Raw genomic sequence first — 16,998 nt, 5'->3', positions numbered from 1 at the left:
CTGGGTCGAAATGCCCCAATCGATCGACGGCGCGGCTGCTACGCTTTAGCCGTGGCCCTCACACCCGACCGAGTCCGCGCCTACCGAGAAGACTACCGCGCCGAAGTCGTCGGCTCGGGTTACCGAGGCTGGCTGCACCTCGCGACGCTGACCGCGATCTGCGTGACCGCGATCATCGCGGCGCTGGCCATGATCGAGTCCTTCCGCTGGATCGAGCTGCTGATCGTGCCCGGCGCGTGGGTGATGGCCAACCTGATCGAGTACGCCGCCCACCGCGGACCGATGCACCACCTCGGGTTCGGCTTCGGGCGTCTCTACCGCCGCCACACCAGCCAGCACCACCGCTTCTTCTCCCGCGAGGTCATGGCCGTCGACAGCAGCGACGATTTTCAGGCCACGCTGTTTCCGGCCTGGCTCTCGCTCTTCTTCGTCGGGCTGATCGGTGTGCCGATGGCGCTGGTCGTCTACTGGCTGCTCGGGCGCGACCTCGCCCTGCTCTTTTACGCCGCGATCGTGTCCTACTACCTGATCTACGAGTGGGCCCATCTCTCGGCGCACATGCCCGAGGACAGCGCGCTCGGCCGCCTGCCGCTGATCGGGTTTGCGCGCTCACACCACGGGCTCCACCACGACCCGACCAAGATGCGCCGGGCCAACTTCAATTTCGCGCTTCCGCTCGCCGACTGGCTGTTTGGTACCTGGGAGAGGTAAGTGCCCCTCGCGCTCGACGCGGCTTTCGTGGTAGCCACAGGGACCCCCTCGAACCTCACCAGCTGATCATGCGAACGCGAAACCTCCCCTCGAACCTCACGATCTCCCTCACGCTGTTGCTGACCGCGAGCCTTGGTTTCCTCGGCTGCAGCAAGCCCAAGCCCGCGACCGAGGACCCCGCGACGACCTCCGGCGGCGACGTCGCCGACAGCGGGACCCCCGAGGGCGACGAGGCCGGTGAGGCCGACGCCAAGCCGGCGACCTGGGCCGAGATGGACCGCGACGCCCAGCTCACGTTCATGGGCACGGAGGTCCTCCCGGTGATGAAGGACGCGTTCGAGCAGCAGGGCATCGAGGGCCTCAAGTGCGCCAACTGCCACGGCGAGGACTACAAAGAGGTCGACTTCGAGATGCCCAACGACCTCACGCCGCTCAACCCCGACAACCCGATCCAGTCGGGCATGGATCTCGACGAAGAGATGACCAAGTTCATGGTCTCGACGGTGCTCCCGACCATGGCCGAGCTCCTCGGCGAAGAGACCGACGTGACCACGGGCAAGGGCGAATTCGGCTGCCTCAGCTGCCACCTGTCCGAGTAAGATCGGAGCAGGGTCTCAGGTCAGCGGCGTCAGCCACAGCATCGTCACGTCCCACGTCAGGTGGGCGACGAACGAGGCGAACAGCGAGCGGGTACGGATCGCCAGCCACGCCCACGCGCCGCCAGCGAGGGCGGCCGCGAGCGCGAGCACGGGCGGTCCGGTCGTCAGGTGGGCGAGCGTGAACAGCGAGGCCGAGACCGCCACGGCCGGCCACGCGCCGATCCTCGCGGCCAGGCCCACGCCCAGCGCACCGCGCCACACGAGCTCCTCGCCGGCCACGATCAAGGTCAGCAGGCCGAGCGAGGTTGCGAGGGGCAGCTCCTCGGCCCACGCGTAGAGCGAGCTGGCCTCGGACCACAGCCCGGGCGCGAGCGCGGACGCCAGCGCCGCGACCCCAAACGCCGCGGCCCACAAGAAGACCCCCGCCCCGAGGCCCCAGGCCAGCGCCGACGGGCTCGGGCGCCACAGCTCGACCCACCGCAGGCGCAGCAGCCCAAAGGCCAGGGCCGAGAGCCCGAGCTCGAGGGCGGCCATCCGCAGCCAGATCGATCCGGGCAGCCGCGGGCCGAGCAGCAAGGCGACGACGGCGATCACGGCGAAGCTCGCGAAGATCCAGGCGGGTGTGCTCGCGCCCGGCGCCGCGAGGCCGAGGCTGCGCGCCGCGGCGGGGTCGGGGACCAGGCGCACGCTCGGGAGCCGGGGCTCGAAGCCCGCGAGCGCGTGGGTGATCGCGGCGTCGTCGAGGACCCGGGGCGCGAGCCCGAGCTCGTCGCGGGCGGGCTCGGGATCCCCGACGACCCCGTGCGCGAGCAGGTTCAGCTGCGAGCGGGTGATCAGCGGGTCCTCGGACACGCGCTCGAGCACCGCCGCGACGGCGCGCTGCATGAACGCGGGCGCGGGCGCGACCAGGCAGCGACGGCCGACGGGCCCCGACGCGGCCACGCGTCGCACGAGCTCGCGCAGCTCGAGCCGCTCGGGGCCGACGAGATCGTAGGCGCGCCCGCGCGTCGCCGGCCCCTCGATGCAGCGCAGGACCGCCTCGGCCACATCCTCGACCGCGATCGGCTGGACCTGTGCTCGACCGGCCCGCGGAGCCGGAAACACCGGGGCCGCGCGGATCGAGTCGGCGAGGTTGCGGAGCATGTCGTCGCCGCGGCCGTAGACCACGCCCGGGCGCAAGATCGTGACCGCGAGCGGAGCCTCTCCCGCCAAACGGTGCTCACCGCGGGCCTTGGTGTCGAGATAGGGCCCCGCGCTCGGGCTCGCGCCTTCGGTGCCTGCGACCGACACGTGGATCATCCGCGCCACCTTGGCGCGCGCGGCCGCGTTGGCCAGCCGCGTCGGCAGCTCGACGTGGGCCTGCTCCCAGCTCATCGTCGCGGTCTCGCGCTTGATCCCGACGAGGTTGACCACCACCTCGCAATCGGCGAGCAGCTCGGCATTGATCTCGGCCCCGAGATCGCAGGGGCGCAGCTCGGCGGCCTCGATCATCGCGGGCAGCGGCCGTCGACCCCGAGCCAGGACCACGACCCGGCGACCCGCAGCGAGCAAGCGCGCGACGACATGGCGCCCGATGAAACCCGTCCCGCCCGCGACGGCGATCGCCGCCGAGCCATTTCGCTCATTAACCAATGGCGCGCGTCTCTGTTTTGCGGCGACTCGGGTACATCCGGGATGGTGGTCTACAAGATCTTCAGTCGATAACCCAGTCTCCCCACGACGGGGCAATCCTTGTTGCTCTGGACGGCTTCCTGCTGGTACTCAAGTGGAGAGGACTGGTTTGATTGGCCCTCGCAGATCTGGAGCGTCGTTGGTCATGTCGAGTCAATTGCACCGCCACATCGGACTCGCGGCGCTCGTCGCCGCGAGCGGGGTCATTGGCCTCGCGTTTCTCCTGGCCGACGACGCCCTCGCCGGGTCACCACCGGATGAGGGCGCGGCGCAGCTCGGCGAGCCGAGCGAGGTCGAGCCGTCCGAGCTCACGCGCCTCTCGGTCCCGATGCCCGCGCACATGATCGTCGACGGCGGCGGCCCCCCGCCGACCCCGAGCGCGGAGCCCAACTACATCTTCGTCAACATGGACGGCGAGAACCTGATCTGCAACGGAAACGACGACGCCGTCGCCAACTCGTCGTGGATCGCGTGTCAGTACGGCTTCTCGGGCCAGTATCCGTCCTACGGCGGGACCGCGGCCCAGCGCCAGTCGGTCATGGACGCGACCAAGCAGGACTGGGCCCCCTTCAACACGGTCGTGACCGACAGCCGCCCGGGCAGCGGCCCCTACACCATGTGCATGACCGGGCCCGCCAACCACCCCTTCGGCAACGGCGTGCTCGGCATCGCCCCGCTCGACTGCAACAACAACACCCCGAGCAACGTCGTGTTCGCGTTCCACAGCGCGACCCAGCTCGGCGGCTCGCTCGGCGCCAACGTCCAGGCCACGACGATCAGCCAGGAGGTCGCCCACGCCTACGGCCTCGAGCACATCGGCGACAGCTCCGACATCATGAACCCGACCAGCCAGGGCGGGAACCCGAGCTTCACCGACACCTGCGTCGGGGTCGTCGGCGGCATGACCTGCGGCGCCCAGCATGCCCAGCACTGCCCCGACGGCCAGCAAAACTCCTACCAGGAGCTGCTCGGCATGTTCGGGGCCAGCGACCCCGATGATCAGCCGCCCAGCGTGGTCGTCAGCTACCCCTACAACGGCGACGTGTTCGAGATCGGCGCCGACTTCACGATCACCTGCGAGGCCAGCGACGACCAGGAGGTCAGCTCGGTCCAGCTGTGGATCGACGGCGCCCAGATGGGCGGGACCAAGACCAGCGAGCCCTACTCGTGGGAGGTCACCAACATCCCCGAGGGCGACTACGAGCTCTACTGCATCGCAGCCGACGAGTGGGACAACGCGGCGATGAGCCCCATCGTCGGGATCAGCGTCGAAGCGGGCGGCATGCCCGGAGACGGCGGCGCGGACTCGGGCGACGACTCCGGCGGCGACACGGACGGCGACTCCGGCGGCGACTCGGGCGGCGACACGGGCGGCGACTCGGGCGGCGACACGAGCGGCGACACGGGCGGCGACTCCGGCGACTCGGGCATCGGCGACTCGGGCGGTCTGCCCCCGGGCTTCGGCCTCGACGACGCCGACTCGGGCTGCGCCTGCGCGAGCGAAGGCCCGCGCCAGCCAGCGTGGATGCTCATGCTCCTGCTCGGGTTGCCGCTCGTGCGCCGCCGCGATCAGACGTAGCAAGTAGATCGCGTAGTTCGCATGACCCTCGCTTCGGCTTCAGCAAACAACTGAGATTTCGTCGATAATCTCGGCGCTCGGTGTCGAGCGAAATTAGGAGTCCTCCATGCGTGACCGTCTAGCCCCCGTGCCCCTCCTCGCCCTCCTCCCGGCGCTCGCCTGCGCGCCGACCGAGGATCCCAGCAACCTGTTCACCGGCACCGGGATCGAGTCGGCCGACGGGATCGAGAGCACGGGCGGTGACGGCGACGGCGACGGCGACTCGGGTGAGGGCGACGGTGACGGCGACCCCGGCGACGGCGACGGCGACGGCGACGGCGACAGCGATGGCGGCGTCAAGCTCGACACGCTCCCGCCCGACACTGGGGTCGACGACGGCCCCAGCGACGAGAACTGTGACTACGTCGATCTACTGTTCGTGATCGACAACTCGGTCTCGATGGGCGGCTACCAGGCCGCGCTCGGGCTCGCGTTTCCGCAGTTCGCCGACACCCTCTCCGCCGCCCTGCCCGAGGGCACCAACGTCCACGTCGGCGTGACCAGCACCGAGATGGGCTACGCCGGATCGGGCACCACCAACATCACCAACGGCGAGTGCACCTTCACGGGCGACGGGATGCCGAGCGAGAATTTCTACATCACGCCGGACCAACAAGACACGGGCAAGAACGGCGCCCAGGGTCGGCTCTTCGACCCCGGCGGCGGTCAGTACTACTTCTCCTTCGACATCGGCGACGCGGCCCAGACCGAGGCGCTCAAGACCTGGTTCTCCGACGCGGCCGCGATCGGAACGGGCGGCTCGAACATCGAGATGTCGACCGCGCCCGCGGGCTGGGCCTTCGATCCGGCCAACGACGCGACCAACGCGGGCTTCGTTCGCGACGAGGGCGCGGTCTTGCTCGTGTTCTTCATGCAAGACGAGCCCGACCAGACCCCGAGCGTGATCGACGGCATGTCCGGCGGTCAGGCCATGCTCAACAAGGTCGCCGCCGCCAAGCAGGGCTGCGGCGGGCTCGAGTGTGTGATCGGCGGCGGCTTCTTGCTCGAGTCGCCGTGCAACGCCCAGGGCAACCTCCCGCTCGACGACTTCCTCGAGGGCATGAGCGAGGTCCCGCAGGTCGCCCAGCTGCCCGACGACAACCTCCCGCCCGCGGACGCGGCCGCCGAGATGAACGCCCTGCTCGCCGACACCCTCGCCGACGTCATCGCGGCCAAGTGCGACGAAATCCCGCCCGTCGGCTGATCTGCGCCAACCGAGCGCCGCGCGCACGCGCCAGTGTCATAGACTGATCGGCGATGAGCCAAGCGCGCGAGAGCTCGAAGCTCCCGGTGGTCAGCATGCACGCGCCGCCGGCCGTGCCCGAGCAACTCGTCGCGTTCGCAACCCGAGCGGCCGACAAGATCCTGCTCGCCGCGCTGCGTCGGCTGTTCCTCGGAAACGACGTGCCGACGAGCGAGGCCAGCTTTCGCAGCGTCGTCGATCGTCTCCAGCGCTACGTCGACCCCGAGCTGCTCGCCGATCCCGAGCGGCTGCTCGGGCTCCCGCCGAAGCTGCCCAAGCTGCGCGTGGTCCAGCGCCAGCCCCTGACCCGGCTGCGCCGCGAGGTCGGGATCGACGAGCACCTGTGCTTCGCCACGCCCTACCAGCCATGCGATCCCGAGTACGCGAGCGAGTACGCGAGCTACCCCGAGATCGCGACCGGCCACATGTGGTCGTGGCGCCACCTCGATCCGGCGCCAGCCACGATCTTGCTGACCCACGGCTGGGGCGTCGGTCCGTGGTGGATGCACCGCTACGAGTACGACGTCCCCTACCTGTTTCACGAGCTCGGGCTCGACGTCTACTTCTACCTCGCGCCCTTCCACGGCCGGCGGACGCCCTCGCAGGCGCGGCTCGGCGGACAGCTGCACCCCTCGGCAGATCTCGTCCGGACCAACGAGGCCTTCATCCAGACGGCGATCGAGCTGCGCACGCTGATCTCGGCGATCCTCGCCCGCAACGAGGCCCCGGTCGGGATGATGGGCTCCTCGCTCGGCGGCTACACCTCGGCGCTCATGGCCTCGATCGACGAGCGCCTCGACTTCGTGATCCCCGTGCTCGCGCCGGCCTCGATGGCCCACCTGCTGTGGGATCACGCTGGCGACGACCCCCTCCACCAGCGCGCGCTTCGCCTCGGCATGACCCGCGAGCGCTTTCATCACTTCTGGTCGCTGCACTCGCCCCTCACCCACCGACCCAAGGTCCCGTGGGGCCGACGGATGATCGTGACCGGGCTCGGCGACACGCTGGTCACCGCCGACCACACCCGGGATCTGTGGGAGCACTGGGATCGGCCCCGACACTTTCGCTTTCCTGGCGGTCACGCGTGGCAGCTGCAGTCGAAGCGCTACCATCGCGAGGTCGGTCGCTTCTTGCGTGACATCGGCGTGGTCACGCCTCGAGCGGTCGCATGCGCGCGTCCGTGATCCCTTCGTTGGCGCTGTCGCTCGTGCTCGGCTGTCGGTCCGAGCCGACGACGCGGACCTCGCAGCCAGCGGGTCAACGCCAACATGCGGACGCCGCCTTGCCGCTCGCGGAATTCGAGTGTGGTGAGGACTTCCCTACCCACGCGCGCTGCGGCGACCTCGAGGTCGAGGAGAAGCGCGCGGCGCCCAACGGCCGCACGATCCCCCTGCGCTTTGTCGTGCTCCCGGCGACCGGGCCCGGCCCGGCCCAGCCGGACCCCGTGTTCGTGCTCGCGGGCGGCCCCGGCCAGGCCGCGACCGAGCTCGTCGGCCTCGCCGACACCCAGCTCGCGGGCGTCAACCAGACCCGCGACATCGTGTTCGTGGATCAGCGCGGGACCGGCTCCTCCAACGGGCTCCAGTGTCTGGCCAGCGAGCTGCCCGGGATGCTCGAGGGCATCACCGCGCCCTCGCAGCGGGCCATGCTCGACAGCTGCCGCGCGGGCTTCGACGCCGACTTGTCGCTCTACGGGACGACCGAGGCCATGGCCGACATCGACCAGCTTCGGGCCGCGCTCGGCTACGAGACGATCAACCTGTGGGGCGTGTCCTACGGGACCCGGGCCGCGCTCGAGTACCTGCGCCGCCACGGCGAGCACGCCCGCAGCGCGATGTTGTGGGGGGTCGCGCGACCCGACACCCCCTTCTTGCGCGAGTTTCCGGCCGCGACCGAGTACGCCCTCGACCAGGCGCTCGACGACTGCGCGGCCGATCCAAGCTGCGCCGAGCTCCTGCCCGAGGGACGCGAGGCCTTCGAGGCGGTCATCCGTCGGCTCGAGCACGCGGCGGCCTCGGTCGAGGTCGTCGACCCGCGCAGCGGCCAGCAGTACAGCGTCGAGCTCGACCGCGACCTGTTCGTGACCGGCGTGCGCCTGGTCCTCTACGACGCCGGGTGGACCGCCGAGCTGCCCGCGATGTTGGCCGCGGCCGCGCGCGAGGACTACCAGCCGCTGATGAGCTTCGTCGTGCGCTTTGTGGTTGCGATCTACAGCCACGTCTACGTTGGCATGCACCTGTCGATCGTGTGCAGCGAAGATCTGCCCTTTCTCGATGATGAAGATCGGCGCGTGGCCGCGGCGTCGTCATTTGGCGACGCGACGATCGTCGAGCTGGACGAGGTCTGTCCGAGCTGGCCAAAGGTCGCGCTGCCGGCCGACTGGCGCGAGCCGGTTCGGTCGGAGGTCCCGGTCCTGGTCATGAATGGTGAGCTCGATCCGGCCACGCCGCCCTCGGCCGCGCGGGCGGCTGCCGACACGCTGAGCAACGCGGTCGTGGTGACCTTTGAGAATGTCGCGCATGGGACCTCGAACGCGACGGGCTGCGTCAACGAGTTGGTTCGGGGCTTTCTCGACGATCCCGAGAGCGCGCTCGATCTTGGCTGCGCAAGCGCGATCTCGCGGCCGGCCTTCGCTAGGGACGACTGAGGCGGCCTCGCCCCGCTCAGCCCCGCTCAGCCCCGCTCAGCCCCGCCCTCGAGAGCCGGCGTCAGCGGAAGCACCCGCCAATAGACGAGCGCGGCGAGGACAGCGAGGGAGACAAGCGCGACAAGGGAGCCCGTGAAGACGAATCTCAACAGCGCCATCGCGGTCCAGCCACCCACGAGCAGACGGCGCCACATCAAGGTGTTGCGGTCGCGCATCCTGGCGAGCTGCCGGTCGTTCTCTTCCTCGGACTCTTCGTCTTCGTCTTCGTCTTCGTACTCGTACTCGTCGGCCTCAGCCTCGTCCTCCGGGGGCAGAAGATCCTCGGGCATCGGCCGACGCAGGGGCGAAGCTTCGCGCACGCTGGACTCGGGCTCCTCGTCGTCGAGTTCGAGCGGCGGAAGGTCTTCGATGATCTCCGAGGCCAGCGCATGGGCCAGACGCAGCTGCGAGCGCGGGACCATGATCCGCAGATCCACGACGGTGCCGAACATGCCCATCACGTTGCGCTGATGCTCGCCGTCGACCAGCGTGGGGACGCCGCGAGCCTCGAGCGAGGCCCGGATCGACTGGGCCTGAGCCAAGTCAGTACACGTGCAGACAGCCACCAACGCGTCGCTCACCGACGCACGCTACTCGCTGGCTCCGCTCCGCGAAAGCGCTCGAAGGCCGTGCTCGCGGCTGGCTCGAGTAGAGGGCGCGAGGGCGTGCAGAGCGCGGCGCCCGATCGCCGCGCTAGCAGTCCGGGGTGCTAGCAGCCCGGGCTGCTAGACCTAAATCAAGCGCCTGCAGCTCGTTTTTGCCGCCAGCGCTTCCACAGCTGACTCCCGCCAACCAGCGCCAGCGCGACCGCGGTCAGCTCGAGCACGTGAAGCTCGACGAAGCTGAGCACCACTTCGATCTGATCGGTGACCGCGACGCCAAACCAAAAACACGCCCCGACCCAGGCGACCTGAGCCACGATCATCGCCGGATAAAACACCCGCGCCCGAACCTGCGACACGCCCGCGAGCGCGCACACCGTCGTGCCCGCCATCGCGATCAACACGACCGGCGCCGCCCGCTTCATCCAGCCCAGGATCCGCGTGGTCGCGGCGTGGGTCGCCGCGCCCCGCCCCTCGAGCCAGACCTGCGCGCGCTCGCCCAGAACCACGCCAAAGCGATAGGCGACGATGCTCTGGATGATCGAGCCCCCGAGCGCGGCCGCGAAGTACTGCCACGCTGGCAACAGCGCGCCGGTCAACACCAGGTGGCCGAGGATCGGGCTGAGCAGGATCAACACGACCGGCGCCTCGACCAACAAGACCGGAAACAAGGCGAGGCCCAGGCCCCGCGCGGCCATCACCGCGGTGAAGGCCGCGATCCAGCGCTTGCGCGAGTGGGGGGTGTCGGGCACCTCGTTCATTGGGCGGCACGGTGGTCACTCGGGCTCGACGGGCTCGCGCTCGTCGAGTTTGGCGGGGCGTGTCTCGCTCAGCGTCCCCCGCTTGACGACGAGCTGCTCGAGTTCGTCCACGAGCGCGCCCGAGTAGGCCATGTCCCAATCGAACTCGAAGATCTCCTGACCTCCGCGCAGCAGCGAGAGCTCGCGGCGTGAAGCGCCGTCGAGGGGTACGTTGGCCGGGGGCGCGTGGGCACGGAGCTCGGCGAGCGCGGCCTGGTCTCGGGCCTCGACCAGGTGGACGTACTCCCCGAGGGTGATCCGATCGTTGACCTTGGTCTGGCTCAACAGCTCGGCGATGAGCGCGTCGAAGCCCTCGACGGCCGAGCCCTCGAGCACCCAGACCCGGTCGACGCGGTCGTCCGGCGAGATCGACGGGTTGGTGACCTCGAGGCGGACGCCAGTCACCTCGATCGGCGCGACTTCGGACTGGGTCGCGCCAACGCTCGCCGCTGGCGCGTCCGCGTGCTCGCTTCCCGGCTTGCCCTTCCCGCAAGCCATGAGCCCGAGCGCGGCCGTGAACGCGACGATCCAGTGATGCGTTTGCATGGGTGGACTGTACCCCCAGGCCTCGGGGCTCTCGGGGCTCACGCCCTGCATTTCTTGGCCAGCTCGCCGAACGCGGTCCGCAGCCCCTCCTCGACTACCGGGTGGTAGTAGGGCATCTCCACCGCCCGCTGCGCGCTCAGACCCTGCTCGATCGACCACGCGAGCAAATGCGCCATGTGCTCGGCGCCGGGGCCGATCATCTCGGCGCCGAGGATCTCGCCGCCCTCTCGGCGCCCGTAGATCCGCACCCGACCGTGGGCATGGCCGATGATCCGCGCCCGGCCCTGGTTGCTGAAGTCGACCTCGCCGAAGGCGCACGCGCGCTCGTCTGCGTCGCCTGGGATCTCGCCGACGACCGCGATGTTTGGATCCGTGAACATGATCCGAAGCGGCACCTGGCGATCGTGGGCACGCACGTCGGGGTGGCGCGCCGCGTTGCTCCCGGCGATCCGACCCTCGGCGCTGGCTTCATGCAGGATCGTGCGCACGCCAGTCACGTCTCCGGCCATGAAGATCGGCGCGTCGGCGATCTGCGTGGTCCGCAGATCCCAGCTTGTCGGCCTGCCCTCGGCGTCGAGCTCGACGCCGGCCTGGCCAAGGTCGAGACGATCGAGCTGGGAGCGACGACCGGTCGCAGCGAGCACATACTCGAACTCGGCCTCGCGCGCGCCGCCGTCGGCCCCGGTCCAGCGCAGCTGCACGCCACGATCGCCCTCGAGTCGCTCGCCCGCGACATCCGCGACGCCGAGGTGCAGCGCCAGCGAGGCCTCGAACAGCTCGCGGGCGACGCCCTGCATGACCTCGCTCGAGACCAGCGGCATGCGGCTGCCCTTGGCGAAGATCATGGTCTCGACGCCGAGGCGGTGCATCGCCTGGCCGAGCTCGAGCCCGATCGCCCCGGCGCCGACGACCGCGAGCGAGCGGGGCAGGGTCGGCAGCTCGAACACGCTGTCGCTGGTCAGCAGGCGATCGCCGAGCCCGCGCAGCCCCGGCGGGACCCAGGGCGTGGACCCGGTTGCGACGACGACGGCCCTGGCCTCGACCCGGACCGAGCCCTCTGCGGTGTCCACGACCAGGCTGCGCGGCCCGACAAAGCGCGCCCAGCCGCGGACGCGATCGGACGCGTCGATCGCCTCGCTCGACTCGACGGCGAACCCGGCGAAGCGATCGCGCTCACGCTGAACCCGGGCCATGACCGCGGCGCCGTCGATCTCGACGCTCCCGGCCTCGATCCCAAACATCCTGGCCGAGCGCAGCTGCTCGGCCGCATCGGCCGCGGCGATCAGCAGCTTCGAGGGCATGCAACCGACGCGCGCGCAGGTCGTCCCGTAGGGCCCGCCCTCGATCAGGAGCACGCGCTTGGCCCCGCTGCGCAGCGCGTGTCGGCGCGCGACCAGGCCCGCGGAGCCGGCCCCGATGACCGCGACATCGGCGTGGATGACTGCTTCGCTCATGTTCCTGCACTCTACGCCCAAGCTCGCGCAAAGATACGTCGGTCTTTGCGATCATCTCGGATCACCCGCTGGCGCCGAGCGAGCCAGCGGCTATGCTCCCGCCCCCCGAGCCGGCTCGACCGCGTTCGGGCACCCGGAGCACCCCATGTCAGTCCGTGAGCTCGTCGTACTCGGTACCGCCAGCCAGGTCCCCACGCGCTACCGCAACCACAACGGTTACCTGCTGCGCTGGGACGGTGAAGGCTTCCTCTTCGACCCCGGCGAGGGCACGCAGCGTCAGCTGATCCACGCAGGCGTGTCGTCGACCGACATCACCAAGATCTGCATCACGCACTTCCACGGTGACCACTGCCTCGGCCTCGCCGGGATCTCGCAGCTGCTCTCGCTCGACGGCTGCCCCCACCCCGTGCACGTGTTCTTCCCCTCGAGCGGGGAAAAATTCTATCGCCGCCTGCGCCGGGCCTCGATCTACCACGACCGCGCCGAGGTCCACGGTCACCCGATCGCCGAGGCCCAGAGCAAGACCGAGCTCAACGAGGTCTGGAGCGCCGAGGTCGGCGGCAAGGGCCTGGCCCTGAAGGTCCTGAGCCTCAGCCATGGCGTCCCGACCCTCGGCTACCGGGTCGAAGAGCAGGCCGGCTGGACCCTGCTGCCCGACAAGCTCGCGGCCGCCGGCTTGCGCGGCGCGGTCATCAAGCAGCTCCAGCGCGAGGGCTCCGTCGAGGTCGAGGGTCGGCGCGTGGAGCTCGCGGACGTCGGCGTGCCCCGCCGCGGTCAGGTCGTGGCCTTCGTCATGGACACCCGCCTGTGCGACAACGCCTTCGAGCTCGCCCGTGGCGCCGACATGCTGATCTGCGAGTCGACCTACCTGCGCGAAGACACCGACCGGGCCCGGGACAACGGCCACCTGACCGCCGAGCAGGCCGCGCAGATCGCCAAGGAAGCCGGGGTCAAGACGCTGGTCCTGACCCACTTCTCGCGCCGCTACGAACGCACGGCGCCGTTCTTGGCCGAGGCCCGCGAGGTCTTTACCGAGGGCGAGATCGTCGCGGCCCGCGACTTCGACGTGCTCAAGATGCCCAAGCGCGCCCGGCCCAAGTCGTCGAAGAAGTCGTCGAAGAAGAGCGGCTCCTAAACCTACGCAGGGGGCACGCCCGCCGCGACCAGCTCAAAGGGGCATCTGGACGGGGAGTCTTTGCGAGCGCCGGACAAAACCCAGTCATCTCGAGACCCGGGTTGCTCGTCCGACGCTCCTCAAGCCACAAATACACGCCCACTTTCGATGATCGAAGCTCGACAATCGTGTTGTTTCGCCCCTCAGAGACCGAGGGCATCCGGACGGGGAGTCTTTGCGCATCCAGTGCGATCCGGACGGGGAGTCTTTGCGAGCGCCGGACAAAAACCAGTCATCTCGAGACCCGGGTTGCTCGTCCGATAAGATCCGGAGGGCATCCGGACGGGGAGTCTTTGCGAGCGCCGGACAAAAACCAGTCATCTCGAGACCCGGGTTGCTCGTCCGACGCTCCTCAAGCCACAAGTACACGCCCACTTTCGATGACCGAAGCTCAACAATCGTGTTGTTTCGCCCCTCAAGCTGGGTCTCAACGCCGCCGAACCAATACACCCCGGCAGGATGGCTCACGCGACCCCGCCGTCTCTCTATTTTCCACCTGCTACGGCGCCTGCGCGATCACATCAACACCCGCGAAGCGCCGCATCCAGTAAGTCCCCGCAAATCCGCGGGGCATCCGGACGGGGAGTCTTTGCGAGCGCCGGACAAAACCCAGTCATCTAGAGACCCGGGTTGCTCGTCCGACGCTCCTCAAGCCACAAATACACGCCCACTTTCGATGATCGAAGCTCGACAATCGTGTTGTTTCGCCCCTCAAGCTGGGTCTCAACGCCGCCGAACCAATACACCCCGGCAGGATGGCTCGCGCGACCCCGCCATCTCTCTATTTTCCACCCGCTACGGCGCCTGCGCGATCACATCAACACCCGCGAAGCGCCGCATCCAATAAGTCCCCGCAGGAAACACCGCCGGCTCACCCGCGAGTAGAGCCGCCCGCGCCGCCGCGTAGTCACGCTCCCACTCCCGATCCCGCGCCACCTCGTTCAAGACCAGCCTCAGGCACGAGGCCGCGTGCTTCGGTGTGATCGTGAACCGCTCCTCGAAGCTCTGCGGCGCACGATTCCAGCGCTGCTGGGCGAGCTTGCGCTGCCCCATGAACCGACGCCCGACCTTGCGCATGTATCGATGAATCTCGAGCTCGCGCTCACGCACCGCGTCCATCAACTTGTCGTAGAACGCGTCGTCATCGATCTTCGAGAAGATCGCCGGCCGGACCAGGGTCAGCGAGACCTCCTCGGGCATGTCGCCGTCCTCGTCGAAGATCCCATCCGGCCGCTTGAAGGTCCGGGTCTCGCCGAAGCGCCAGCCGATCGTGGTGAAGCTCGGCCAGTCGCGCGACCACTTGACGAGCCCGGCCTCGACCGGGTTGGTCAGCGTGTAGACGAGGTCCATCAGCGACTCGTCGTCGGTCGGCCGCTGCGTGTCGCATGGGCCGTCGCCGCTCCAAACGCTGTCAGTGCGTCCGAGCTGGGCGTTGCGACCCCGGGCGACGAGACTGTGCAGGAGCTGCTTGAAGGGCACCAGGTTGGCGTCAGGATCCGTGAGGTCGGTGTGGTGGTGATTGGACATCCACAGGCTCGAGTGGACCTGGATGCCGTAGCGCGTCGCCGCGTAGGCGAGGCAGTAGCCGAGGAAGTTGGTGAGCTCGGCAGGCTTGTATCCTGGAGAGAAGAGGAACAGCCGGCCGATGCAGCGCCTGGTGATCTTGTAGCGGCCACCGCGATAGATCGGCCGAGCGCGAACACGCAGGTAGTCGCGGGCGAGGCCGCGGGCTCGGTTTTTCGCCCGACGGGCGGCGCTGGCTTGCTTCTGGGCGGAGGTGGCCACGCAGGGTTCTCGGCCCGCGGCGCCTGGTGTTGCAGGGATTCTTGCAGTTCGTGTGTGTTTGTATTCCGATGAACCTCAAAAACGTCGTTCTAAGGCTTAGAACGGAGTTTCGAGTCCAGATCCACCGGTTGCCAGGTTCGGGAGTCCGCCCCTCAGCTCCCCGGACCTCCTGGGTGATCTGAGGATCAAAGGAAGACTCTGAGTCCGGTTCTCCCGCGCCCATCCGGTTCTCCCGCGCCCCTCAGCTCCCCGGACCTCCTGGGTGATCTGAGGATCAAAGGAAGACTCTGAGTCCGGTTCTCCACTAGTCCGGTTCTCCCGAGTTTGCGTGCGACTCAAAACGGTGTTATGAGGCTTAGAACGGAGTTTCGAGCCCAGATCCCCCGGTTGCCAGGTTCGGGAGTCCGCCCCTCAGCTCCCCGGACCTCCTGGGTGATCTGAGGATCAAAGGAAGACTCTGAGTCCGGTTCTCGCCGGTTCTCGTTCGCTTCGTGCTCGCCCGTGCCGACGTGTTTGTTTCCGCGCTGAGCGATCGCCGGCCGGTGTACTGGACGACTGACGATCACCTGCTGGGCAAGGTTGGCTGAAGGACTCGCATGATCGCCGAGCACTCGGGCACGCACCGCATGGACCCCGAGCAGCTCGCCGCGCTGCGCCGCGCGAGAACCTCGCATACTACCTTCGGCCCGTGCCAACCGCGAGCAATTGGGGCCAGGAGTTCGAGGGCATCGCAGCACTCGAGCAGCTCCCGGACGACATCGCAACCCTTGCGGCCTCGGCACCCCCTCACATCGTGCAGGCTGCGAACGACCCTTGGACATCAGACGGTAGCTGTGGGCACAGACTGAGCGCCTCCATCTGATTCGCGGCACACGACGCCATCGTGAAACTTGGGCTCGTCGAGTTCACGCACGGGGACGGCTCCCGATCGAAGGCCACGAATTCACGAGCGGCCCGGCCACACACGATGAACAAGCTGGGGACACGGGGCGCGAGCTCCCCCTCGCCTAACGGACTGAGCCGAAGTGGCATCGCAAGCGATACTTCATCGCTGCGCTCGAGTGGGTTGGCAGTTTGTGGTTGCGAGCGCATGAGCTGCCCTGAGCTTGCCACGCTCGGCATCCATAGCTAGCGTTCCCCAGGGATCCATGACCGACAAAGTCCAAGTCGACCACATCCGGGGCGCGCCCGCGACCGCGCTGATGGTGCTCGAGCCCAAAGCCTTCCACGCCGAGAAGGTGCCGAGAGAGGACTGGCTCCTCGACTTCAGCAAGGCCCGTGACATCTGCGAGCGGCTCTCGGACGCAGAGGCGAGGACCGAGGCCAGCTCCGCCCTCATGCGGATGATGACCTCTTCCGTCTTCTTAGTCGTCCGTGCCAAGTCCTTCGAGGACCTGCTCGACAAGTACCTCGCCGAGCTCGACGACCCGGTCGTCGTCCACTTTGGCTGTGGGCTGAGCGACCGCTGCGAGCGCTACAAGTCCAGAATCGACGCCGGCCTGCCCTTCTACGACGTCGACTTCCCGGACATGATCGCCCTGCGCCACGAGTTCTACGAGGAGAGGACGAACTACGCGATGATTGGCTCGGACCTCTCGCAGCACGCCTGGATCGAGCAGCTCGAGCCAGACCATCGAGCGCGGCCCTTCATCTTCGTCGCCGAGGGGCTCACCCCCTACCTGAGCGAGGCGCAGCTGCAGGACCTGTTCTCGACCCTCAAAGCCCAGTTCCCGGGCTGCATCTTCATCTTCGACACCTACAGCAAGCTCAAGATCAAAAGTTCGCAGAAGGTCGTCGCCAAGTATGGCGTCGAGATGCAATTCACCAACGAAGACCCGGCCGAGATCCAAGCTTGGGGTCGAGACGGCGAGTACGTCTTCCTCGAAGAGGACAATCTGTTGTTGCGCGACGATTTCCTCAATAATAAGTACCTGCCCCGCATCTCCAAGTTCTTGATGCGCATGTTCGCCAGGCGCTTCAGCTGGCACAAGGGGATCACCCGCAGCGCGGTCGTCCTGGTCTTTCGCCTGGGTACGCGCGCCCCCTGATCGGGAACTCACTCGCAGTAGCGGCCGCCGCCGAGCTCACAGCCGCGCGCGAAGAAGTCCT

14 protein-coding genes are annotated in these 16,998 nt (G+C 68.4%); 8 read left to right on the top strand and 6 right to left on the bottom strand.

The window, feature by feature from the left end; all coding sequences use genetic code 11:
* The first annotated feature begins 51 nt into the window (after window positions 1–51).
* Both ENSA5_RS06250 and ENSA5_RS06245 read left to right on the top strand, forming a co-directional pair.
* The gene (locus ENSA5_RS06250; RefSeq protein WP_106390713.1) at window positions 52–711 is read left to right on the top strand and encodes a sterol desaturase family protein; all 660 of its coding nucleotides are present in this window, start codon (window positions 52–54) and stop codon (window positions 709–711) included.
* 68 nt (window positions 712–779) lie between these two features.
* A complete protein-coding gene (locus ENSA5_RS06245) occupies window positions 780–1,310 on the top strand; it encodes a hypothetical protein (protein ID WP_106390712.1) in 531 nt (176 codons plus the stop codon).
* Window positions 1,311–1,325: 15 nt separating this feature from the next.
* Here the strand turns inward: ENSA5_RS06245 and ENSA5_RS06240 are convergent, their stop codons facing one another.
* On the bottom strand, window positions 1,326–2,942 hold the full coding sequence (locus tag ENSA5_RS06240; RefSeq protein ID WP_181197433.1) for an NAD-dependent epimerase/dehydratase family protein: 1,617 nt from the start codon (window positions 2,940–2,942) through the stop codon (window positions 1,326–1,328).
* Window positions 2,943–3,126: 184 nt separating this feature from the next.
* Between ENSA5_RS06240 and ENSA5_RS06235 the strand changes: the two genes are divergently transcribed.
* The 4 genes from ENSA5_RS06235 (at window position 3,127) to ENSA5_RS06215 (ending at window position 8,489) form a co-directional block, all read left to right on the top strand.
* A complete protein-coding gene (locus tag ENSA5_RS06235; protein WP_106390710.1) occupies window positions 3,127–4,560 on the top strand; it encodes an Ig-like domain-containing protein in 1,434 nt (477 codons plus the stop codon).
* A gap of 106 nt (window positions 4,561–4,666) precedes the next feature.
* Window positions 4,667–5,803, top strand: coding sequence for a hypothetical protein (locus tag ENSA5_RS06225; RefSeq protein WP_181197432.1), 1,137 nt, complete (start codon window positions 4,667–4,669; stop codon window positions 5,801–5,803).
* Between the two features lie 53 nt (window positions 5,804–5,856).
* Window positions 5,857–7,026, top strand: coding sequence for an alpha/beta hydrolase (locus tag ENSA5_RS06220; RefSeq protein WP_106390707.1), 1,170 nt, complete (start codon window positions 5,857–5,859; stop codon window positions 7,024–7,026).
* Window positions 7,011–8,489, top strand: coding sequence for an alpha/beta hydrolase (locus tag ENSA5_RS06215; protein WP_106390706.1), 1,479 nt, complete (start codon window positions 7,011–7,013; stop codon window positions 8,487–8,489). The genes ENSA5_RS06220 and ENSA5_RS06215 overlap by 16 nt, the downstream gene beginning before the upstream one ends.
* 26 nt (window positions 8,490–8,515) lie before the next feature.
* Here ENSA5_RS06215 and ENSA5_RS06210 read toward each other — a convergent pair whose 3' ends face one another.
* The 4 genes from ENSA5_RS06210 to ENSA5_RS06195 all read right to left on the bottom strand — a co-directional run bounded on the left by ENSA5_RS06210 (window position 8,516) and on the right by ENSA5_RS06195 (window position 11,930).
* Window positions 8,516–9,109, bottom strand: coding sequence for a putative signal transducing protein (locus ENSA5_RS06210; protein WP_146155387.1), 594 nt, complete (start codon window positions 9,107–9,109; stop codon window positions 8,516–8,518).
* Between the two features lie 155 nt (window positions 9,110–9,264).
* On the bottom strand, window positions 9,265–9,891 hold the full coding sequence (locus ENSA5_RS06205) for an SNARE-associated domain-containing protein (protein ID WP_106390704.1): 627 nt from the start codon (window positions 9,889–9,891) through the stop codon (window positions 9,265–9,267).
* Between the two features lie 15 nt (window positions 9,892–9,906).
* Window positions 9,907–10,476, bottom strand: a complete 570-nt coding sequence (locus tag ENSA5_RS06200) for a hypothetical protein (RefSeq protein ID WP_106390703.1) — start codon at window positions 10,474–10,476, stop codon at window positions 9,907–9,909.
* Window positions 10,477–10,514: 38 nt separating this feature from the next.
* Window positions 10,515–11,930: a dihydrolipoyl dehydrogenase gene (locus tag ENSA5_RS06195; RefSeq protein WP_106390702.1), complete on the bottom strand. Its 1,416-nt coding sequence runs from the start codon at window positions 11,928–11,930 to the stop codon at window positions 10,515–10,517.
* Between the two features lie 145 nt (window positions 11,931–12,075).
* Between ENSA5_RS06195 and ENSA5_RS06190 the strand changes: the two genes are divergently transcribed.
* Complete coding sequence (locus ENSA5_RS06190) at window positions 12,076–13,065, top strand: ribonuclease Z (RefSeq protein WP_106390701.1); 990 nt, start codon at window positions 12,076–12,078, stop codon at window positions 13,063–13,065.
* A gap of 834 nt (window positions 13,066–13,899) precedes the next feature.
* Here the strand turns inward: ENSA5_RS06190 and ENSA5_RS06185 are convergent.
* A complete protein-coding gene (locus ENSA5_RS06185; protein WP_106390700.1) occupies window positions 13,900–14,889 on the bottom strand; it encodes a hypothetical protein in 990 nt (329 codons plus the stop codon).
* A gap of 1,148 nt (window positions 14,890–16,037) precedes the next feature.
* On the opposite strand from ENSA5_RS06185, the gene ENSA5_RS06180 reads away from it, so the two are divergent.
* The gene (locus tag ENSA5_RS06180; RefSeq protein WP_106390699.1) at window positions 16,038–16,937 is read left to right on the top strand and encodes a class I SAM-dependent methyltransferase; all 900 of its coding nucleotides are present in this window, start codon (window positions 16,038–16,040) and stop codon (window positions 16,935–16,937) included.
* Window positions 16,938–16,998 lie beyond the last annotated feature (61 nt).

The sequence above is a fragment of the Enhygromyxa salina genome (genome assembly GCF_002994615.1).
Taxonomy (GTDB): Bacteria; Myxococcota_A; Polyangia; order Nannocystales; family Nannocystaceae; genus Plesiocystis; species Plesiocystis salina_A.
The sequence above is the reverse complement of the archived record's forward strand: the minus strand, read 5'-3'. Positions and strand labels throughout refer to the sequence as shown.